The organism is Streptomyces zagrosensis (genome assembly GCF_014203645.1).
GTDB lineage: Bacteria > Actinomycetota > Actinomycetes > Streptomycetales > Streptomycetaceae > Streptomyces > Streptomyces zagrosensis.
The window spans coordinates 33861-53843 of record NZ_JACHJL010000016.1 but is presented as its reverse complement, the minus strand read 5'-3'; the positions used below and the strand labels follow the sequence as shown (position 1 = coordinate 53843).

General features: G+C 71.4%; 18 protein-coding genes. 11 read left to right on the top strand and 7 right to left on the bottom strand.

Annotated elements, in window-relative coordinates; genetic code table 11:
- Positions 1–160: 160 nt before the first annotated feature.
- From FHS42_RS26250 to FHS42_RS26235, 4 genes are all read right to left on the bottom strand, one after another.
- The gene (locus FHS42_RS26250) at positions 161–1318 is read right to left on the bottom strand and encodes a YihY/virulence factor BrkB family protein (RefSeq protein WP_184576123.1); all 1158 of its coding nucleotides are present in this window, start codon (positions 1316–1318) and stop codon (positions 161–163) included.
- 78 nt (positions 1319–1396) lie between these two features.
- Positions 1397–2095, bottom strand: a complete 699-nt coding sequence (locus tag FHS42_RS26245; RefSeq protein ID WP_184576121.1) for a DUF3618 domain-containing protein — start codon at positions 2093–2095, stop codon at positions 1397–1399.
- Positions 2071–2580 (bottom strand): phage holin family protein, encoded by a 510-nt coding sequence (locus tag FHS42_RS26240; protein WP_184576119.1) that lies wholly within the window; start codon positions 2578–2580, stop codon positions 2071–2073. Before FHS42_RS26240 ends, FHS42_RS26245 begins: the two co-directional genes overlap by 25 nt.
- A 1-nt stretch (position 2581) precedes the next feature.
- Entirely contained in the window at positions 2582–3241 is a 660-nt protein-coding gene (locus FHS42_RS26235; protein ID WP_184576117.1) for a hypothetical protein, read from the bottom strand.
- Positions 3242–4045: 804 nt separating this feature from the next.
- Between FHS42_RS26235 and FHS42_RS26230 the strand changes: the two genes are divergently transcribed.
- From FHS42_RS26230 to FHS42_RS26195, 8 genes are all read left to right on the top strand, one after another.
- Positions 4046–4855, top strand: coding sequence for an ABC transporter permease (locus tag FHS42_RS26230; protein WP_184576115.1), 810 nt, complete (start codon positions 4046–4048; stop codon positions 4853–4855).
- Entirely contained in the window at positions 4828–5844 is a 1017-nt protein-coding gene (locus FHS42_RS26225; protein WP_246495431.1) for an ABC transporter ATP-binding protein, read from the top strand. Before FHS42_RS26230 ends, FHS42_RS26225 begins: the two co-directional genes overlap by 28 nt.
- A gap of 1 nt (position 5845) precedes the next feature.
- Positions 5846–6889, top strand: coding sequence for an ABC transporter substrate-binding protein (locus FHS42_RS26220; protein WP_184576113.1), 1044 nt, complete (start codon positions 5846–5848; stop codon positions 6887–6889).
- The gene (locus FHS42_RS26215) at positions 6889–8097 is read left to right on the top strand and encodes an LLM class flavin-dependent oxidoreductase (protein ID WP_184576111.1); all 1209 of its coding nucleotides are present in this window, start codon (positions 6889–6891) and stop codon (positions 8095–8097) included. The genes FHS42_RS26220 and FHS42_RS26215 overlap by 1 nt, the downstream gene beginning before the upstream one ends.
- A 346-nt stretch (positions 8098–8443) precedes the next feature.
- Positions 8444–9505, top strand: a complete 1062-nt coding sequence (locus FHS42_RS26210) for an NAD(P)-binding domain-containing protein (protein WP_184576308.1) — start codon at positions 8444–8446, stop codon at positions 9503–9505.
- 427 nt (positions 9506–9932) lie between these two features.
- A complete protein-coding gene (locus FHS42_RS26205; RefSeq protein ID WP_184576109.1) occupies positions 9933–10694 on the top strand; it encodes a (Fe-S)-binding protein in 762 nt (253 codons plus the stop codon).
- 17 nt (positions 10695–10711) lie between these two features.
- Positions 10712–12187, top strand: a complete 1476-nt coding sequence (locus tag FHS42_RS26200; protein ID WP_184576107.1) for a lactate utilization protein B — start codon at positions 10712–10714, stop codon at positions 12185–12187.
- On the top strand, positions 12184–12960 hold the full coding sequence (locus FHS42_RS26195) for a LutC/YkgG family protein (protein ID WP_246495430.1): 777 nt from the start codon (positions 12184–12186) through the stop codon (positions 12958–12960). Before FHS42_RS26200 ends, FHS42_RS26195 begins: the two co-directional genes overlap by 4 nt.
- A 58-nt stretch (positions 12961–13018) precedes the next feature.
- Here FHS42_RS26195 and FHS42_RS26190 read toward each other — a convergent pair whose 3' ends face one another.
- Positions 13019–14365, bottom strand: a complete 1347-nt coding sequence (locus FHS42_RS26190; protein WP_184576105.1) for an amidase — start codon at positions 14363–14365, stop codon at positions 13019–13021.
- 226 nt (positions 14366–14591) lie between these two features.
- Positions 14592–14960, bottom strand: a complete 369-nt coding sequence (locus FHS42_RS26185; RefSeq protein WP_184576304.1) for an ankyrin repeat domain-containing protein — start codon at positions 14958–14960, stop codon at positions 14592–14594.
- A 467-nt stretch (positions 14961–15427) separates the two neighbouring features.
- Here FHS42_RS26185 and FHS42_RS26180 point away from each other — a divergent pair, with 467 nt between their 5' ends.
- Complete coding sequence (locus tag FHS42_RS26180; RefSeq protein ID WP_184576103.1) at positions 15428–15622, top strand: hypothetical protein; 195 nt, start codon at positions 15428–15430, stop codon at positions 15620–15622.
- 37 nt (positions 15623–15659) lie between these two features.
- Positions 15660–17450, top strand: coding sequence for a hypothetical protein (locus FHS42_RS26175; protein ID WP_312867045.1), 1791 nt, complete (start codon positions 15660–15662; stop codon positions 17448–17450).
- Positions 17451–17453: 3 nt separating this feature from the next.
- Here FHS42_RS26175 and FHS42_RS26170 read toward each other — a convergent pair whose 3' ends face one another.
- A complete protein-coding gene (locus tag FHS42_RS26170; protein WP_184576101.1) occupies positions 17454–18959 on the bottom strand; it encodes an SCO1417 family PLP biosynthesis transcription factor in 1506 nt (501 codons plus the stop codon).
- A 212-nt stretch (positions 18960–19171) separates the two neighbouring features.
- On the opposite strand from FHS42_RS26170, the gene yczE reads away from it, so the two are divergent.
- On the top strand, positions 19172–19930 hold the full coding sequence (yczE, locus tag FHS42_RS26165) for a membrane protein YczE (protein ID WP_246495445.1): 759 nt from the start codon (positions 19172–19174) through the stop codon (positions 19928–19930).
- The last annotated feature ends 53 nt before the right edge of the window (positions 19931–19983 follow it).

Below are 19983 nucleotides of genomic sequence, written 5' to 3'. Positions count from 1 at the left end.
GCCGCACCGCTGTGATCTGCCGCGCGGCCCCCGGCGAGCGGCGCATGTGGCGGGCCCGGCCGGTGCGTGACACCGGCCTGACGGTGCCACGCACGGGGATACTTCACCTCACCGGCCGGGAGCCGCAGTTGGCAGTGGCGGCGTCCAACGCCTACGCAGGTCAGAGCTTGCGGGTGTCGCGTGGTTCGACGTAGGGCTCCTCGGTGGGCGGATGGCCGTTTTGGATGGCTCGGCTGCGTTCCAGTTCCGCGTTGAATTCCAGGCCCAACAGGATCGCGAGGTTGGAGATCCACAGCCACACCAGGAAGATGACGATCGCCGCGAGGCTTCCGTACGTCTTGTTGTAGCTGCCGAAGTTGGCCACGTACACCGCGAAGGCGGCGGACGCGACGATCCAGATGATGATCGCCAGGACACTGCCGGGGCTGACCCAGCGCAAGCTGCGCTTGACGTTGGGGGCCGCCCAGTACAGCAGGGCGACGATCACGCTGAACAGCAGCAGCATCACGGGCCACTTGGCGATGTTCCACACCGTGATGGCCGTGCCGCCCACGCCGATGACATCACCGGCCTTCTTGGCCAGCGTGCCGGTGAACACCACGCCGACCGCCAGGGCCGCGAGCAGCACGACCACGACAAGGGTGATGGCGAAGCGGGTGGGCAGCGTCTTCCATACGGGGCGCCCCTCGCCGATGTCGTACACGGCGTTCGACGCACGCATGAATGCGGCGATGTAGCCCGAGGCCGACCACAGGGCGACCAGGACACCGATGGCAAGCGCGATCCCCGCCTTGCCCTGGTTGTCCCGCATCTGCTCCAGCATGCTGACGAGGGTGTCCTGGACGGCGCCAGGCGCGAGGTCGCGCACATTGTCGATCAGCGAGTTGACCTGCGAGGTGCCTAGCAGCCCCACGATCGACAGCAGAGCGATCATGGCCGGGAAGATCGACAGTATGCCGTAGTACGTCAGGGCCGCGGCCCAGTCGCTGAGGTTGTCGTCCTTGAACTCCCGCACCGTGCGCTTGAACACCGCGCCCCAGGACCGTTTGGGCAACTTGGTCGGCGCCGTTGCGGGCTGCTGCCCGTGCCGCTCCCCCGCCGGTTGGCCGCCCTGCTGTGCGGGTTCCTCACCCCGCCGCTGGGCCCCTTGCCCGTCCTCCTGCGCAGGCTGCGCCCGCTCGCGAGCCGCCGGGGGCGCGCCTTCCGCCCCGCCCCCGGGGCTCCCGGCCACGGAGGCGCCCCGCTGCGGCGCGTCGTACTCCGGCCTGGCCGGCTCCGACGTATGCCGCCGCTTCGGTCCTGCCTTGTGCAACGCCATGGTTGCTCACCAGCTCCGTTCCGCGCCGCCGCAGGGTATGGGGCGGCGCTCGCGCTTGTCTGGGGACCGCCGCCGCTGTTACGACGCTCCGTCGCTCCCGCGGGCCTCGTCGGCCACGTTCGCGCCCGAGCGGCGGGCGTGCTCGGTGACGTCGCCCGCTCGTTCGCGCGCCTGTGCCTGGGTGGTGCGGGCTGCCCCGGTCGCCGTCCCCTTGACCTCATCGGCGGCGCGCTTGGCCGTGTTGGTGGCGTCCTCCTTGAGGTGCTGGGCGGACTCGGTGGCGGCCTGCTTGACCGGCTCGATGACGCCGCTGGCGTGCTCCGAGAGCTGGGCCGCGGCCTGCTCTTCGGCTCGCGAAGCGGGGGCCAACGAGGCAACGAGCAGCCCGGCGCCGAACGCGATCAGACCGGCCGCCAGCGGATTGCCCTGGGTTTGGGCCACCGCCTGTTCGGGGGCCTGGCGGACTGCTTCGCTGGCCTGGCCGGCCGCGTGCTTGGCGGTATCCGCCGCCTGGCCCGCGCTCTCCCGCGCCGATCCTGCCGCCTGCTGGGCCCGTTCCGCCGCCTCCTGGGTGCGGTCTCCGGCCTTGCTCGTGGTGTGCGAGGCGGTGCCCATGACCCGTTCGCGCATCCCGGATACCGAGTTACGCATCCGCCGCCCGCGGCGGTGCGCCATCCGGCGCGGGCTGGTGCGGTCAGCCAGCTGATCGAGATCCGCGGACAGCTTGGCCCGGGTGGTTTCGATGTCGGCCCTTATCCGATCGGGTGACGTGCCCATCGCGCGTCCTCCTTGAGCGTCTCCATGGTGTGTTCCGGTTTCGGCGATACGTTGCGCATCTGAGAGCGGCCCCGCATGAACAGCACCGCTGCCACCACCGCCCAGATAGCGGTGACGATGAGCGCGGCCCAGGCCAGGTCCATCACGTTGGCCAGTGCGAACACCGCCGTCAGCGACAGCAGCACCACGACCATGTAGCCGGCGAATCCAGCGCCGCCGAACATGCCCGCGGCCTTGCCCGCCTTGGTGGCCTCCTCCCGCACCTCGGCCTTCGCCAACTCCACCTCTTGGCGGAGAAGTTGCTGCATGTCCGAGGTGACCTCGGACATCAGCTCACCGAGTGACCTGTCCCGCTCACGACGGAAGGAAGCGGACGCGTACGGGAGGGGCTGGTACGGGTCGTGGCCGTCGGAGCTCGGCGGTGGACCCTCCGGCGGCCGGGTGAGACCGCGGGAGGAAGTAGCACCAGAAGTGGAAATAGACATGTCACCTCTCCGGGTATCCGAGCAGGTCCGGGTATGCGGAGTCCTGCGGCAGGGCCTGCCCGTCCTGGGGCAGACCGCGCCCTGCTGTGGCCGACGCCCGCCCGTCCGCGGTGCCCTGACCGGCACCCCGTACGCCACCGTTTCCGGTGCTGGCGGCCGAGCCGTTCGAGCCGCTGCCCGCCTTCGCGAGCCTGCCGACGACCACTCCGGCCAGTACAGCGCCGCCCAAAAACGCCCCCGGCCGCCGCCTGGCGAGGCCCTGGAGATCATCGACCAGGCCACTCACGCCCTGTCGGTCCAGATAGTCGGCGGCGCGACGGCCACCGTCCGCGGCCTGGGCCACCACGCTTCGGGCGGGGGACTCATCGGACGCATTGCGTGCGAGTTCGGCCAGGTCATCCGACCACTGCCGCAGCGTGTGCGCCATGCGATCGGCCTGGCCCTCCGCCTCTTCGGCGACGCGCCCCTTGAGGTCGTGGACCGCCGCACCTGCCTGCTGTTTGGCCTCGTCCGTCACGGTCCTGGCCTGCTGCGCGGCGGTACCCGCCACGTCGCCAGCGGCCCGCTTGGCGTGCCCGGCCGCCGCCGACGCCTCGTCCTTGGCCGCCTGCCCGGTCTGCTGCACGCGCTCGGTGCCGGCATTTGCGGACTCACCACTCATGGGTCCTCCTCTTCAGGCTTCTTCAGGCTTCTTCGGGCTGTTTGAGGCTGGTCATGCTGTGTTTCAGCTTCGTTCGGGCCTCTTCCGGCTTACTCGGGGCTGGTAGTCGGAGCTGGTATTCAGTGCTCGTACGGGCCGTGCTGCGGTCTGGTGCTCGGGCTCGGGGGCCTCCTTGGGCTTCCCGCGCACTGCTGGGTAGTGCTGGACAACCAGCACTACCGCTGGCCACCGCCCGGCGACGCTGTCCGGATCGTCCGGGTAACCGCTCCCCGCGGATACCAAACAGTCACGGCCCAAACAGTCACGCCGCGAGAGAAAACCCGCCGCCCCTCCCCGGCTCCCCCACCCCTCGCGCCCCTGCCCCGCCAGCGCGCGCCGGTACGTACGCCCGTAAAGCGATCGCAACAAAGGTCCGGCAGACGAGACGGACGTTGACCTCGAACGGAACCCGTCGCTACGTTCATGGGCATGTCTATGTCAGCCCTGCTCACCACGCGCGGTCACATCGACCTGCTCCGGGTGGTATCCGCCGCGTGTCGCCACGCCCGCTGACGCCTCTTTCGCTCTCGCGCTGATTGCCCTCTCGGGCTGACAGCTGGTACCGCCCGGTCCCAAGGTTTCGTGGGCTACGGCGCGCGTCGTGTGCTACGCCGCGTGTGGGTCCGTCCGTAACCCGGCGCCCGGCGTCGTGCGGTACGCGCTGTCGAGCCACGCCCTTCCCCGCCGCTCGCCTGGGCACCCGTGCGCGCTCCGCGTCCGTACGCGTCTCAGGCGCCCCGGCCTACCCACTTCCGTGGAGCCCCCATGCCTCCGGTCCTCGAACCGGTCATTCCGCTGTCCACACGCCGCCGCGCCGTGCCGCGTTGGCTGCGCCGTGCCATCGGCCCCGTCTTTCTTCTCGCGCTCTGGCAGATATGCAGCGCAACCGGGGCCCTCAGCCCCGACACCCTCGCCTCACCCGGCACCATCGCCCGTACCACGGCCGACCTGACCCAGGACGGGACCCTGCCCGGTGCCATGGCCGTATCGGTGCAGCGCGTCCTCATCGGCCTCGCACTCGGCGGCGTCATCGGCATCACGCTGGCCCTCATCTCCGGGCTTTCCCGGCTCGGCGAGGACCTGATCGACGCCACCGTGCACATGCTGCGCAGCATTCCCTGGGTCGGCATGATTCCGCTGTTCATCATCTGGCTCGGCATCGGCGAGGCCCCCAAGATCGCGCTGATCGCCCTCGGCGTCGCCTTCCACCTGTACCTCAACGTCTACGCGGGCATTCGCGGCGTGGACGCCCAACTCATCGAGGCCGGAACCGCGCTCGGGCTAGGTCGGTGGGGCCTGGTCCGGCACGTGGTCCTGCCGGGCGCACTGCCCGGTGCCATGACCGGGCTGCGGTACTCGCTGGCCACCGCATGGCTGGCGCTGGTCTTCGGCGAAACGATCAACGCCGACGAGGGCATCGGCTTCCTGCTCAACCGGGCACGGGAATTCTTCCAAACCGACGTGATCGTGGTCTGCCTGCTCGTCTACGCGGTCCTTGGACTACTCGCCGACTTCATCGTCCGCACTTTGGAAAGGCTGCTGCTGCAATGGCGACCGACGTTCACGGGCGCATAGTCCCCATCGGGAAGACGGCTGCCAACCAGGCCACAACCGCCACAACCGCTCCCCACGGCAAGCCGAGCCCCCAGACCCCCGCCGCCACCGCCACAACCACCACAACCACCACAACCACAACCACAACCACAACCACCGATCAGGACGCCGATGCAGCCGCCATCGAGGTCGCAGGGCTGACGCGCTCCTTCGACGGTCGGCGGGTCATCGACGATCTCCATCTCACCGTCAGGCCGGGCGAGTTCGTGGCCCTGCTCGGCCGCAGCGGCTGCGGCAAGTCCACACTGCTGCGGGTACTGGCCGGGCTCGACCGGGAGATCGAGGGCCGGGTGCTGGTCCCACGGCGCCGGGCCGTCGCCTTTCAGGCACCTCGGCTGATGCCGTGGAAGCGGGTGTGGCACAACGTGCTGCTCGGCCTCCCCGGGCGCCCCGGGCGTGCGCTCGCGGAACGGGCGCTGGCCGAGGTCGGGCTCACCGAACAAGCCACCGCCTGGCCCAAGACCCTCTCCGGCGGCGAGGCGCAGCGCGCATCGTTGGCCCGGGCGCTGGTGCGGGAGCCGGATCTGCTGCTGCTCGACGAGCCGTTCGGCGCGCTGGATGCGCTGACTCGGATCACCGCGCAGCGACTCGTCGCCGACGTGTGGCAGCGGCGTGGCTGCGCGGTGCTGCTGGTGACACACGACGTCGAGGAGGCCCTGCTGCTGGCCGACCGCGCGTTGGTCATGGACGGCGGCGTGATCGCGTACGAGACGCCGGTGGCGTTGCCAAGGCCGCGTGACCTTGCTGATCCGGGATTCGCCGCACTGCGGGCAGAGCTCTTGGACCAATTGGGAGTCACCACATCTGCCTCGGTCGCCACATCTGCCTCGGTCGCCACATCTACCTCAGTCATCGCATCCGCCTCAGTCACCGCATCTGCCCAGGGCACCTCACTCGCCCCAGAAGAGCTCGGTCGGCCTCGTGCCACCCCACACGAACGGATTCGCTGAGATGAGCGCGCGCACCACCCCGGTCCTACCGGCCCTCCTCCTTCCCCTCGCCCTGCTGCTCGCCGGCTGCTCGGGAGCCTCGTCCGCGAACGACTCGGGCGGCTCGGGCAACACCGATGGCAAGGGCTCCGTGACGCTGAACGTCGGCGATCAAAAGGGCGGTTCAGAGGCCGTACTGCGGGCCGCCGGAGAGTTGGACGACCTCACGTACAAGATCCGCTGGTCCACCTTCACCTCCGGGCCGCCACTCCTGGAGGCGGTCAACGCGAAGGCGGTGGACATCGGTGGCGTCGGCAACACCCCGCCGGTCTTCGCCGCCGCCGCGAAGTCCAAGATCAAGGCGGTGGCTGCGTCCCACGGCTCCTCGTACGGCGAGGCAATCGTGGTCAAGAAGGACTCCACGCTGCGTACGACCGCCGACCTCAAGGGCAAGTCGGTCGCGGTCGCCCAGGGCAGCTCCGCGCACTACCAACTGACCGCCTCACTCGCCAAGGCCGGGCTCTCGACCAAGGACGTCAAGGTCAGCCTGCTTCAGCCGGCCGATGCGCTGGCCGCGTTCACCCGGGGCAAGGTGGACGCCTGGGCGATCTGGGACCCGTACACCTCGCAGGCGCTGCGGCAGGCCGATGCCCGGGTGCTCACCACCGGACAAGGCGTGGTCAACGGCCTCAGCTTTCAGGTCGCCTCCCCCTCCGCGCTCGGTGACGGAAAGAAGTCCCGGGCCATCGCCGACTACCTGCGGCGGCTGCGCCGTGCCCAGGACTGGGTGTTCACGCACCCACAGGAGTGGGCCAAGGTATGGGCCAAGGAGACCGGGTTGCCCTACGAGACGGCACTGGATTCGGTACACCGCTCGCACGGCACCCGGGTCACCGTCGCCGTGGACAAGCCCGCCATCGCGTCCGAGCAGAAGATCGCCGACACCTTCGCCGAACTGGGCCTCACACCACGCCGATTCGTGTTCGGCGACTTCGTGGACACCCGATTCAACGCCGGGCTGCCACCGTCAAGCACCGCACCTCGCTCCTACGGAAAGGGCCGCTGATGTCCCTCCACCTGCACTGGTTCCTGCCCACCGGCGGTGACGGCCGCACCCTGGTGGATCGGCACGCCTATACCGACGGTGGCGTGCGGCGCTCGCGCATCACTCCGGTGAGCGGGATACGCGCCCCCGACATCGACTACCTGGTGCAGATCGCCAAGGCGGCCGAGCAACTGCGTTTCGAGGCCGTGCTCACGCCCACCGGCACCTGGTGCGAGGACGCGTGGCTGACGACGGTCGCCCTCGCGCAGCACACGGAACGGCTGAAGTTCCTGGTCGCGTTCCGGCCCGGAGTCATCTCGCCGGTGCTCGCTGCCCAGATGGCGGCCACCTATCAGCGGATCACCCGGGGGCGGCTGCTGCTCAACGTGGTGACCGGCGGCGACTCCACCGAGCAGCGCCGGTTCGGTGACCATCTCGACCACGACCAGCGGTACGCCCGTACGGCCGAGTTCCTCTCCGTCGTCCGGGGCGCGTGGCGCGGTGAGCCGTACGACTTCTCCGGCGAGCACTACCAGATCGAGGGCGGGCTGACGGCGCTGCCGCCCGATCCGCTGCCGCAGATTTTCTTCGGTGGCTCGTCGGCGGCTGCGGGTCCGGTGGCCGCGCGGCACACGGACGTCTACCTCACCTGGGGCGAGCCGCCCGCGCAGGTGCGGGAGAAGGTCGAGTGGATCAGGGGCCTCGCGGAGCAGGAGGGGCGCGAGGTGCGGTTCGGTATTCGGCTGCACACGATCTCGCGAGACTCGGCCAAGGAGGCGTGGGCCACCGCCAATCGGCTCCTTGGCGACCTCGACGCGGACACCGTGGCCGCGGCCCAACAGGCGCTCGGGCGCAGCGAGTCGGTGGGCCAGCAGCGGATGCTCGCGCTGCACGGTGGCTCGCGGGACGGCCTGGAGATTTCGCCGAATCTGTGGGCGGGGGTGGGCTTGGTGCGAGGCGGTGCGGGCACGGCGCTGGTCGGCAGCCATGCGGAGGTCGCCGATCGGATCGAGGAGTACCACGCGCTTGGCATCGACCACTTCGTACTGTCGGGCTATCCGCATCTGGAGGAGGCGTACTGGTTCGGGGAGGGCGTGACGCCTGAGCTTGCGGCGCGCGGGCTGCTGGCTGAGCCCACGCCGGTTGCGCGCCCCCAGTCGGCCGCCGCGAACGGCCGCCCGGCGTCCGCGCCGGGCGGCGCACCGCTGCTGATCGCCGGGGGGCGGTGAGGGGCAGCGGTGGCTCCGTCCGGCCTCGCCCAGCGCAGCGGGGCCGGACGGGCTCTGCCCGGCAGGCGCGCTCCGGCCCTTGGGGCGGCCCCGGCGAGGTTGCTGTGGGCTCCGGTCACGGCGCGCACCGGGGAGGCCGTGACCAGCCGATATGGCGGGCTCGGCGACCTCGGGCGACGCGGGGAAGTTTTCCCACCCGACCTTAGTTGGTACAACCGTGAACAACATCCAGGCGGTGCGCGAGCAGTGGACGCAGGACGATCCGGGCGCGGCCCCCGGCGCGAGCCCAGCCCCGGGCGCCGGGCTCACGGCGGAGAGCGATGGGCGGGGGCGCTCGCCGCAACCCATCGAGGTCGCCGTGATCGGTGCCGGCCAGGCTGGCCTCTCCAGCGCCTACCACCTGCGGCGGCGTGGGTACGAGCCGGGTACGGGCTTCGTCGTACTCGACCACTCCCCCGCGCCGGGCGGCGCCTGGCAGTTTCGCTGGCCTACTTTGACGTACGGCAAGGTGCACGGCATGCACGCGCTGCCCGGTATGGAGTTGACCGGGGCCGATCCCGCCCGGCCTTCGGCCGAGGTGATCGGCGCGTACTTCGCCCGTTACGAGCGCGCCTTCGCACTACAGGTACGCCGCCCCGTCGATGTCAGCGCGGTGCGCGAGGGGGGCGAGGGGCGACTGCTGGTCGAGACGTCGGCGGGCACCTGGGCGGCCCGTGCCGTGATCAACGCGACCGGCACCTGGGACCGCCCGTTGTGGCCGCGCTACCCGGGGCAGGAGACGTTCACGGGCCGCCAACTGCACACCGCACGCTATCCGGGGCCCGGGGCGTTCACCGGGCAGCGGGTGATCGTGGTGGGCGGCGGCACCTCCGCGGTGCAACATCTGCTGGAAATCGCCGAGGTCGCCGCGACGACCACCTGGGTGACCCGCCGACCGCCGCTGTTTCGCGCTGGGCCGTTCGGCGAGGAGCAGGGCCGTGCGGCCGTGGCGCTGGTCGAAGAGCGAGTACGGCGAGGGCTACCGCCGCAGAGCGTGGTCTCGGTGACGGGGCTGCCGATGACCGAGGCGATGGAGCAGGCCCGGGCGGCGGGCGTGCTGGACCGGCTGCCCATGTTCGACGAGATCACGCCGGGCGGTGTCGCGTGGGCGGACGGCCGGACGATCGAGGCCGATGTGATCCTTTGGGCGACGGGCTTCCGCCCGGCCATCGAGCAGCTGGCGCCGCTGCGGCTGCGCGAGCCGGGCGGCGGCATCGCCCTGGAGGGCACCAGGGCCGTCCGCGACGCGCGGGTCCACCTCGTCGGCTACGGCCCCTCCGCGAGCACCATCGGCGCCAACCGGGCGGGGGGCGCGGCCGTCCGGGAGATCCATCGGCTGCTGCGCCAGGGGGCACCGGTCGCGGCTTGAACACGGGGCAACCGCCTCGGCGCGAACCCGGCACAGCGGAGCAGGGACCGCCCCCGCCCCCGCTCCCGCGCGGCCCGCGACGGCGGCGGCACCAGGCCGCGGCCGGGCCTGCGCCACTCGCCAGCACAGGGCGACCTCGCCGTCGCAGCGCGACCGTAAACACCGTCGCAGCGCGACGTAGGCACCGTCGCAGCGCGACGTAGGCACCGCCGCAGCGCGACGTAAACACGTGAACACCGCGGCGCGGCCTCGCCACACTTCCCACTGCCCACCCCCTGCGGCAGGATGAACCGCGATGGATCACCCGTCGGGGACGTCTGGCAGGGACGTCCGGCGGGGATCAGCCCGCGCCACTGGCCGAGGCGGTGGCGGGAGCCGGACGGGCTCGCGGCACCGCATGGGGCCGGGTGGGCCGGAAGGAGCAGTTGTGCGCGTCGCCCTGTTCGTCACCTGCGTCAACGACACCCTCTACCCCCGCACCGGACAGGCCGTGGTCACCCTCCTGGAGCGCCTGGGAGTCGAGGTCGATTTTCCCGCCGCCCAGACCTGCTGCGGCCAGCCGCAGTACAACACGGGATATCGGCGCGAGACCGAACCGCTGGCCCACCGCTATGCCGACACCTTCCGCGGCTATGACCACATCGTGGTCCCCTCCGGCTCCTGCGCCGCCATGGTGCGGGACAACTACCCGCGGCTGGGGGCGCGGGCGGCGGCCGAGGGGCGCGGCAGGGGGTTGGCCGATGCGGCGGCGAGCGTGGTGCCGCGCACGTACGAGCTGACGGAGTTTTTGGTGGACGTCCTCGGCGTCACCGATGTGGGTGCGTACTATCCGCACACCGTCACCTACCACCCCACCTGTCACGGGCTGCGCCTGTTACGCCTCGGCGACCGGCCGCTGACCCTGCTGCGGAAGGTGCGCGGGTTGAGGCTGCTGGAGTTGGAAGGGGCGGAGGAGTGTTGCGGTTTCGGCGGCACGTTCGCCGTGAAGAACGCCGCCGTGTCGGCGGCCATGGGCACCGACAAGGCCCGCGCCATCACCGCGACCGGGGCCGACGCGGTGTGCACCGTGGACAACTCCTGCCAGCTGCACATCGGTGGCACGCTGGCCCGCCAGGGCTCCGCGGTGCGCCCCGTGCACCTTGCGGAGATCCTGGCCAGCACGGAAGGAACGGAAGGCAAGGCCCTGTGACCCGTATTCCGCTCGGTATGCCCACCCCGCCCGGCGCGGCCCCCGCGTTCCCGGCCGCCGCCGCGCGCTCCACGCAGGACGCCACGCTGCGCGAGAACCTGCGCCACGCCACGCACACCATCCGCGCCAAGCGCGCCGCGGCCGTCGCCGAGCTCAGCGACTGGGCCGAGTTGCGCGCCGCCGGCGCCGCCATCAAGGACCACACGTTGCGCCACCTCGACCACTACCTGGAGCAGGCCGAGGCCGCCGTCACGGCGGCGGGCGGACAGGTGCACTGGGCAGCGGACGCGGCGGAGGCCCAGGCGATCGTCACCCGCCTGGTGCGGGACACGGGTGAACGCGAGGTGGTCAAGGTCAAGTCGATGGCCACCCAGGAGATCGGGCTCAACGAGGCGCTGGCCGCCGCCGGGATCACCGCGTACGAGACGGACCTGGCCGAACTCATCGTGCAACTCGGCAATGACCTTCCGTCGCACATCCTGGTGCCCGCCATTCACCGCAACCGCGCCGAGATCCGCGATATCTTCCGCGAGCATATGGCGCGCTGGGGCCGGCCGGCGCCCGATGGGCTCACCGACGAACCCGCCGAGCTCGCCGAGGCCGCGCGGCTGCACCTGCGGGAGAAGTTTCTGTCCGCCAAGGTCGCCATCTCAGGCGCCAACTTCCTTGTCGCCGAGACCGGCACCCTGGTCGTCGTCGAATCCGAGGGCAACGGCCGGATGTGCTTGACGCTGCCCGAGACGCTGATCTCCGTCGTGGGCATCGAGAAGGTCATCCCCGCCTGGCGGGACCTGGAGGTCTTCCTCCAGTTACTCCCCCGCTCCTCCACCGCCGAGCGAATGAACCCGTACACGTCGATGTGGACCGGCACCTCTCACGGCGATGGCCCCGCCGCCTTCCATCTGGTCCTGCTTGACAACGGCCGCACCGACGCGCTCGCCGACCAGGTGGGTCGCCAAGCCCTGCGCTGCATCCGCTGCTCCGCCTGCCTCAACGTCTGCCCCGTGTACGAGCGTGCCGGCGGCCATGCGTACGGGTCCGCCTATCCGGGCCCGATCGGTGCCATCCTCACCCCGCAACTCCGGGGTACGGCCAGTGCGCTCGACGCGTCCTTGCCGTACGCCTCATCTCTGTGCGGCGCCTGTTACGAGGTCTGCCCGGTCGCCATCGACATCCCCGAGATCCTGGTGCGGCTGCGCGAACGCGTCGTGGAGGGCGGTGCGGTGACGATCCGCGGCACCAGGGCCGTCATCAGGCCCGCCAAGGGGCATGCGGCGGAACGGGCCGCGATGCGCGCCGCCCGCTGGACCTTTGACCACCCGCGCGCGCTACGCGCTGGCCAACGGCTGGTCTCCCGCACCCGGCGGTTGCACCCCCGGCGGCTTGCGGGGCCCGGCCGCGCCTGGTCCGACACCCGCGAGCTGCCCGAGGTGCCGCCGGAGTCCTTCCGCGAATGGTGGCAGCGGACCCGGGGCCCGCAGGGGACGGCATGAGCAGCAGGGGTCGGGTTCTCGGGCGGGTGCGGCGAGCGCTGGCCGATGTACGGGCGGCGGAGGCGGCGGCCGACACGGCCATGGCGGCAGGGCCTGGCACGGGCGCAGGGCCGGCAGCGGAGGCGGAGGCCGCGCCGCCGGCGGGGCACGCAGGCCAGGGCGACGCAGCGCAGGACTACGCAAAGCGGGACTACGCAGTCCGCGACTACCTCCGCGTGCACGGCAGCCGTACGGCACCCCAGCGGGTCGCGCTGCTCGCCGAGAACCTGGCGGACTACCGCGCCCATGTGCATCACGCACACGAGGCCGGGCTGCCCGCCGTCATCGCACGGTTGCTCACCGAACGCGGCGCACACCGGGTCGCGGTGCCGCACGGGCTGCCGGGCGACTGGCTGTCCGCCGTAACCGCCGAGCGCGTTCCCGACTCCGCCGACCTCACGGCTCGGGAGCTCGATGCGGTGGACAGCGTGGTCACCGGGTGCGCGGTGGCCATCGCCGAGACCGGCACCATCGTCTTGGACACCGGACCGGGGCAGGGCCGCCGCCACCTCACGCTCGTACCCGACCACCATCTGTGCGTCGTGCGGGTGCCGGAACAGGTGGTGGACGCACTGCCGCAGGCGCTGGAACTCCTTGCCCCGCAGCACCCGTTGACCTGGATTTCGGGCCCTTCCGCGACCAGCGACATCGAACTCAACCGGGTAGAGGGCGTGCACGGCCCGCGCACCCTCGATGTCGTCCTGGTGACGGTCGACGAGCCGCCCACCGGCTGAGCCCCGCCTGGTGACGCACGTGCTCCGGCACCAGCCGGCCATCGGCTCAGGGGCTCGCTCAGGTCCCGATCGCGGCGCGGAACCCCGCTGCGGCCACCGTCTCGATCACCGGTGCCCAGTGCAGCAGCTCCTCGTCGGCGCCGGCGCGCGCCACACATTGCAGGCCGAGCGGCAGCCCGGGGGCGAGCCGGCCGGCCGGCACCGTCAGCGCCGGCAGGCCCGCGTATGTCCAGGGCAGGCACATCACCGAGTTGCCGGTGGTGGCCAGCCCCTTGGGGGCGATTCCCGTCGCCGCCGGAGTGATCCACAAGTCGATGCCATCGGCCGTGAGGGTGGTGTGGACCCGGTCGCGGAACTCCCGTCGGTGATCGAGGGCCCGCGCGTAGTCGTCCGCGGTGACGTCCTGGCCCTGTCGGATCGCGGCGACCGTCTGCTCACGGTAGAGGTCGCCGAAGCGTGGGAACCACTCGGCGTGCGTGCGAGCGGCCTCGTACCGGTTGACGGTGAACTGCTGGGCGTAGATCTCGTCGAAGTCCGGCATGAACGGCACGCTCAGCACGGTGAACCCGGCCTCGCGCAACCGCTGTTGCTGCTCCTCGAATGCGTCGATGGCCGCCGCGTCCGCTCGCGCGAGATACGGGCCGGTGGGCACGCCGAGCACGGGCAGGGCCTCGCTCGCACCAGCGGTTCCGTACGCCACCTTCGTACGCCAGTCATCGCACAGCACCTGCGCCGCACGAGTCACCCCCGCCACGTCGGCGGCGAAGACGCCGAGCGTGTCCAGGCTGGGCGCGTTGGCGATGACGCCGTCCACGGGGATGCGGCCGTAGCTGGGCTTGTAGCCGACGACGCCGCAGTAGGCCGCGGGACGGATCATCGACCCCACGGTCTGGGTACCGATGGCCAGCGGCACCAGGCCCGCGGCGACGGCCGCGGCCGATCCGCTGCTGGACCCGCCCGGAGAATGGTCGAGGTGGTGCGGGTTACGCGTGGGCCCGGGGGCCGTGATGGCGAACTCGGCGGTCACCGTCTTGCCCGCCACCACGGCCCCGGCCGCGCGCAGCCGATCCACGACGACGGCCTGCTGACCCGACAGCTCCGCCGCGGGCACGGCGGAACCAGCCCCCGTCGCCAGCCCGTCAGCGTGCATGATGTCCTTCACGCCCACCGGTACGCCGTACAGCGCGGGCCGTTCGGCGGGCAGGGGCCAGCGTGTGCGAGTCGCCTCCGCCTCGGCCCGCAGCCGCCCCAGCCGGTCGGGTTCGGATACGAACGCACTTATGTGGTCATCCACCGCGTCGATCAGGTCGCAGGTGTACTCGACATGGGCAAGGAGGTCGCGCTCGCCCGTACGCAGCGAGGCGGCCTCGGCGGCCAACGGTCGATGTCTGATCAGCTCTTCCATGCCGGAAGGCTACGGGCAGCCACCGCGCCGCAAACAACGCCCCAAACAACCCTGCGAACAGCCCCGAGCAGCCCCGGTGCCGTGGCGTCCGCCGCGCACACCACGAGACCCGCCCCTCCTAGGTGCCTGTCGCAGCGGCGCGGCCAACGAGCGAGACACGCCGACTCCCGCTCTCTCGCAAGTCGGACGGGCCATGGCTTTCACCGCTCCATGAGCAAACGGGCGGTCACTCCTGGGTGAAGAGGCCAAGCAGATCGGTGCGCCCGAAGACTTGGGCCGCCTCGATGGCGGACGGACTGCCCGTCGATGGGTCGGCGCCGTGCTGTACGAGCAGTCGAACGATCGCGTCCTCACCCTTGAAAACCGCGCCCGCGAGCGGCGTCTGCCCCCGGTCGTTGGGGCGATCCGGATCGGCGCCGCGCCGCAGGAGCGCCTCGACCGCCGCCGCCTGCCCGTGATAAGCGGCCAACATGACCAGCGAGTCGCCCCGGTCATTGGTGAGGTTGGCCGGGACACCGGCGTCTACGTAGGCCGCGAGCGTGTCCGTATCGCCATGCCGGGCCAGGTCGAAGACCTTGGCCGCGAGTTGCAGCACTTCGGGATCGTGCGCGGGCTCGGCGTTTGCATCCGGTCCCGACCGGCCCCCTCGCCCCGACGAGCCCTGCTGCTCCGCCGCGCTCGGCTGCGTCGCCGGGCCCGTGGGCGCCGCCCCCGTCGCCCGCTGACCGGCCGGGGTGCCAGGGCTGGTCGGGGCCGTGGGGCCGCTGTGCTCGAACTGCCCGGCCTGGGCCGCCTGGTCGCCGCGACCGTCGTGTCCGCTCATGACATTCCGTCCTTCGCTGAGTGCGGGAGACCCCGCCATCGGGTAAAAGGCCCTACTTCCCGCGCCGGGTGGCCGCGGAACACCCTGCCCACGCCGCACTTCCACCCTACGTATTGATCACCTTCGGCATACGAGTGGATAGACCGACAAATCACCCATTTGCAACTTTCCCCCTTTCATACTTTCTGTGAGGCTTGAGCCACTCACGGTGGTCGTCCCCATCAACCAGGAGACATGTCATGATCCTCTCCATCTCCGGAGTCGTTCTACTCGGTGTCATCGTCTTTCTGTTCTTCCGCAAGGACAGCCTCAAGGCGTCCCACGCCATCGTCTGCGCGCTCTTCGGCTTCTACCTGGCCGGCACGGCGATCGCCCCCAGCATCCAGGCGGGCGGCGCCAGCCTGGCCAACCTGCTAGGCGGCATCAAGATCTGACCCTTCGCAGCGCCGACCGCATCCCCAGGAGACCGTCGTGGCCCGCCTCACGCTCACCCGCGCCCTGACCGGCAACGCCTCCCTCGTCCGTGGCCGCGAGCTCGCACGGACCGTCGCCGACAACGCCAGCGACGTGCTACATCCACTGCTGGTCATCCTGCGCGGGCTGCGCGTACTCGCCGCGGCCGGGCGCCGCCGATGGGTGCAGACCCCCCAGGAGCGGCGAGGTCCCACGCTGTTCTTGGTCGCGGCCTGCGCATTCGCCATCGCCATGGCCCCGTTCGGCCCACTCCTTGCGCTGATCGGGTTGATGAGCGCGGCAGCCTGGGCGGGCCGCGACCGCTCGCCGGCACGCGGCGGCTCCCGCGGCCCCGAGGCCGAGCGGCTGCGCACGCTGTACGAGGCGCTGGTGCCGTGCTTCACCGTGGCCGACGATCCCGACCCGCTCTACGGGTACGCCGGAGAATGGCAGAAGGCCTTCGAGGAGTACGACGTCGAGGACGGCGGGCGGCTGACTCGGCTGGTGCTGCGCTACCCCGCGTACTTCGCGGACGGCGAAGCCACCGCACGCGGGCAGGTCGAACGGCTGCTCGCGGCGAAGTGCGGGCGAGGCCGCGAGTACCGATTCGACTGGGACGAGGAGGCCAACCGTCTCGTCCTGAGCGTGCTGCCCGCCCTGCCCACCGTCATCTGTGCCCAGCGCTTCGTCACCACGCCCGGCGAGACGGTGCTGGGCTTCACCGACCCCGACGCGGTGCGCCGTACGCTGCCGGTGATCGACGCCGCTGGGCAGGCCGGCCAGGACGCGCCGCCGGTGGTGTGGCGCACCGGCGCCCGATCCACCGAGCCGCACCTGCTCGCACTCGGCCAGCCCGGCAGCGGCACCACCACGCTGCTGCGCTCGCTGGTGCTCCAGGCGCTGCCGCACTCCGATGTGCTGGTGGTGGACGGCGCGGGCAGCGGTGGCTACGCGTATTTGCACGACTGCCCCGGGGTGCTGGCCGTGGAGAGCGAACTGATCGGGGCGCTGGCCGCCCTTGAGTGGGCGGTGCACGAGACGGAGCGCCGGCTGCTCTGCGCCCACCAGGCGCGGCGGCTTGGCCAGCCGGCGCCCGACGACGTCCGCCGCGCACTGTGGATCGTGCTCGACCAGCCCGCCACACTCAGCCATCTGGCCGCCGCCGAGGGCCGCCCCGACCCTCAGGAGCTGCTACGTGTTCCACTGCGCCACGGACGGCCGGCGAACGTCACCGTCGCCATCGCCGACCAGCTCGACAGCGTGGACGCGCTGAGCACCTGCATCGCCTCCCATACCCGCGCCCGCGTGGTCCTCGGTCCCGCCTCGTACGAGCAACTGCACGGGGCACTGGGGGCGCCGCCGCACACCTCACCGACGCCCGAGGTGCCGCCAGGCCGCGGGTACGCCCGGCTCGGCTGCGGCCCGGTGCATCGCCTCCAGGTCCCGGCCACGCCCGACCCCTACGACGACGCCACCAGCGAGGCGCAGCGGATGGCCGTGCTGGCCCTGCTGCCGGGCTCGCCCTTCGCCATCGACACCACCGACGCCACGACGCCCAACCAGCGCACAGAGCTGACAGAGCCCGCCGGGCGAGCCGAACCAGCAGAGCCGGTTGGCCGAGCCGCGCCGGCAGAGCCCGTCAGGCCACCCGCGCCAACCAGGCAAGCCGAACCGGCCGCCCCCGTTGCGCCAGTCAGGCCGGCCACACCAGCCGCACCAGATGAGCCGATGGGGCCGGTTGGGCCAGTCGGGCCCCAGCATGTGCTCGGCCCAGAGGCCGGCGTCCCGTGGCCGACGCCCGCCGCCTAGCCGCTACGCCACGAACAGCCTGGGCGACTCGGCTTCCGCGCTGGCACCGGTCGCCACCAGGCGTGCCGCGGACGCCAGCCGCGACGCGGCCTCATCGGCGACCGCCCCGGAGACCGTGAACGGCAGCCGCACGTACCCCTCGAACGCCCCGTCGATCCCAAAGCGCGGCCCCGATGGAACCCGCACCCCGAGCCGCTCCCCCACCTCCGCGATGCGTGAGCCAGACAGCCCACCGGTGCGCACCCACAGGGTGAGCCCACCGCGCGGGACGGTGAACTCCCAGTCGGGGAGCCGCCGTTCGAGCGCGGCGACCAACGCGTCCCGGTTGTCCCGCGCTTGGGCTCGCCGCAAGGCGATGGCCTCCTCCCAACCGCCGTTGCCGAACAGCCAGTTCACGGCGAGCTGATCGATGACGGGGGTGCCCAGGTCGGCGTATGCACGGGCCGCGACCAGGGTGCGGATGACCTCGGGCGCGGCCCGCACCCAGCCGATACGTAGCCCAGCCCAAAACGCCTTGCTCGCACTGCCCAAAGTGATCACGGCATTGCCCGCTGGGTCGAACGCGCAGACCGGTGGGGGCAGTTGGCAATCCGGCTCCAGGTTCAGATCGGCCATGGTCTCATCGACCACGAGTACGGTGCCGGCCGAACGCGCCGCCTCCACCAAAGCCCGACGTTGCTCCTCGGAGGCGAGCGCGCCGGTGGGGTTGTGGAAGTCGGCGACGACATACGCCATCCGGGGCGCGGCGTCCCGCAACACCTGCCGCCAGCCGGCGATGTCCCAGCCGCGCAACCCGTCAGCCATGGCCACGGGTACCAGGCGGGTGCCCGCGTCGCGCATGAGTTGGAGGACATTGGCGTACGAGGGGGACTCGACGGCGACCCGTTCGCCGGGCTTGACCATCAGGCGGCAAATGGCGGCCACGGCCCCCATGGCACCGGTGGTGACCATGATCTGCTCGGGCATGGTGGGAATGCCGCGTGCGGTATAGCGGTCGGCGAGCGCTTGCCGCAGGGCGGGCAGCCCGGCCGGGTAGTCGCCGTGCGTGTGCGCGTATGGCGGCAGCGCCTCCATCGCCCCGCCCACGGCACGGGTCAACCAGGGCTCGGGCGCTGTCAGTGCCGCGCAGCCGAGGTCGATCACCGAACCGGTGGCCTCCGGAGGCAGCGGCTCCAGGCCACGGGTGGGTAGCGGGTTACCCGCCGGCACGGCCGTCCAACTGCCCGAGCCCCGGCGGGAGGCGAGGAAGCCCTCGCCCCGTAGCGCCTCGTACGCGGCGGCGACGGTGGTGCGGCTGACGGCGAGGGCAGCGGCCAGTTCGCGTTCGGCCGGAACGCGCGCGGCCACCGGGAGGCGGCCTTCGAGAACCAACAGCCGTAGGCCATCGGCCAAGGTCCGGTAGGCGGGTGCCCGGCGGCCCGGCGCTCCTTGTGTCGCATCCCCTGAGCGCTGCGACGCAAGGAGCCGCGCGAGCTGCGGAGCACCCACCGCAGAGGTCCACTGACTCATGATCTCCAGTCCACCTTTCCGAGATTGGCCCTGGAAGTGGCCTACTCCCGAGCCACAGGGTGACACGAGACAAGCCACCGCCACCACTCGCCAGCCAAGGAGCGCCCCCTACCAGGGAGCCGCGCCCTGACCGCCCGCGGTGGCGAGCGCCGCACCGCGGCACGGCCGAGTTTCCAGCGATCAGCCATCACGAGCGCCCTGCACCCGTGAACATGCAAAAGGAGCACGCTTTGCCGACATCGAAGGGGGCCCACCTCACCCGCCGCGTCACACAGTTGTATGTGGGGCTGGTGCTGTACGGGGCGAGCATGGGGCTCCAACTTCGCGCGGGACTCGGGCTCGACCCCTGGGACGTCTTCCACCAGGGCGTCGCCGAACGCACCGGCCTGTCGATCGGAACGGTGGTGATCCTGGCAGGCGTGGTGGTGCTCATGCTGTGGATTCCGCTGCGGCAGCGTCCGGGCCTTGGCACGGTCTCCAATGTGGTGGTGCTCGGTCTCGTGATGGACGCGACGCTGGCACTCACGCCCGAGCCACGGGCGCTGGCGGTGCGGATACCACTGCTGGTGTTCGCCATCGTCCTCAACGGTGCGGCCACCGGCCTGTACATCTCGGCACGCTTTGGACCGGGGCCGCGCGATGGCCTGATGACCGGCCTACACCGGCGCACCGGCCGCTCGATTCGTCTGGTGCGATCCGGAATCGAGGTAGCGGTGCTGGCCACCGGCTTCGCACTGGGCGGCTCCATCGGTATCGGCACGGTGCTGTACGCGGTGGCGATTGGCCCGCTCTCCCAGTTCTTCCTGAAGGTCTTCGCCATCCAGGACCTGGAGGAGGGCCCGCGCGGCATCGTCGCGCACGGCACCGGCGCAACCATGAAAGCGGCAGAAACGACAGGCACAGCAGGCACAGCAGGCACAGCAGACCCATCGAACGCTTCAGACACGGCGGACACGGCAGAAACGAAGTGACGCCGAAGGGGTAGCCGCGCGCAGGCGCCGACCCGACGATGGACGCACGGACG

Excerpts from the sequence above, each read along its gene's own strand:
- FHS42_RS26180 (WP_184576103.1), top strand. The coding sequence starts at position 15,428 with ATGATCCTCTCCATCTCCGGAGTCGTTCTACTCGGTGTCATCGTCTTT.
- FHS42_RS26250 (WP_184576123.1), bottom strand. The coding sequence starts at position 1,318 with ATGGCGTTGCACAAGGCAGGACCGAAGCGGCGGCATACGTCGGAGCCG.
- FHS42_RS26220 (WP_184576113.1), top strand. The coding sequence starts at position 5,846 with ATGAGCGCGCGCACCACCCCGGTCCTACCGGCCCTCCTCCTTCCCCTC.
- FHS42_RS26200 (WP_184576107.1), top strand. The coding sequence starts at position 10,712 with ATGCCCACCCCGCCCGGCGCGGCCCCCGCGTTCCCGGCCGCCGCCGCG.
- FHS42_RS26245 (WP_184576121.1), bottom strand. The coding sequence starts at position 2,095 with ATGGGCACGTCACCCGATCGGATAAGGGCCGACATCGAAACCACCCGG.
- FHS42_RS26170 (WP_184576101.1), bottom strand. The coding sequence starts at position 18,959 with ATGAGTCAGTGGACCTCTGCGGTGGGTGCTCCGCAGCTCGCGCGGCTC.
- FHS42_RS26230 (WP_184576115.1), top strand. The coding sequence starts at position 4,046 with ATGCCTCCGGTCCTCGAACCGGTCATTCCGCTGTCCACACGCCGCCGC.
- FHS42_RS26240 (WP_184576119.1), bottom strand. The coding sequence starts at position 2,580 with ATGTCTATTTCCACTTCTGGTGCTACTTCCTCCCGCGGTCTCACCCGG.
- FHS42_RS26195 (WP_246495430.1), top strand. The coding sequence starts at position 12,184 with ATGAGCAGCAGGGGTCGGGTTCTCGGGCGGGTGCGGCGAGCGCTGGCC.
- FHS42_RS26235 (WP_184576117.1), bottom strand. The coding sequence starts at position 3,241 with ATGAGTGGTGAGTCCGCAAATGCCGGCACCGAGCGCGTGCAGCAGACC.
- yczE (WP_246495445.1), top strand. The coding sequence starts at position 19,172 with ATGCAAAAGGAGCACGCTTTGCCGACATCGAAGGGGGCCCACCTCACC.
- FHS42_RS26215 (WP_184576111.1), top strand. The coding sequence starts at position 6,889 with ATGTCCCTCCACCTGCACTGGTTCCTGCCCACCGGCGGTGACGGCCGC.
- FHS42_RS26225 (WP_246495431.1), top strand. The coding sequence starts at position 4,828 with ATGGCGACCGACGTTCACGGGCGCATAGTCCCCATCGGGAAGACGGCT.
- FHS42_RS26190 (WP_184576105.1), bottom strand. The coding sequence starts at position 14,365 with ATGGAAGAGCTGATCAGACATCGACCGTTGGCCGCCGAGGCCGCCTCG.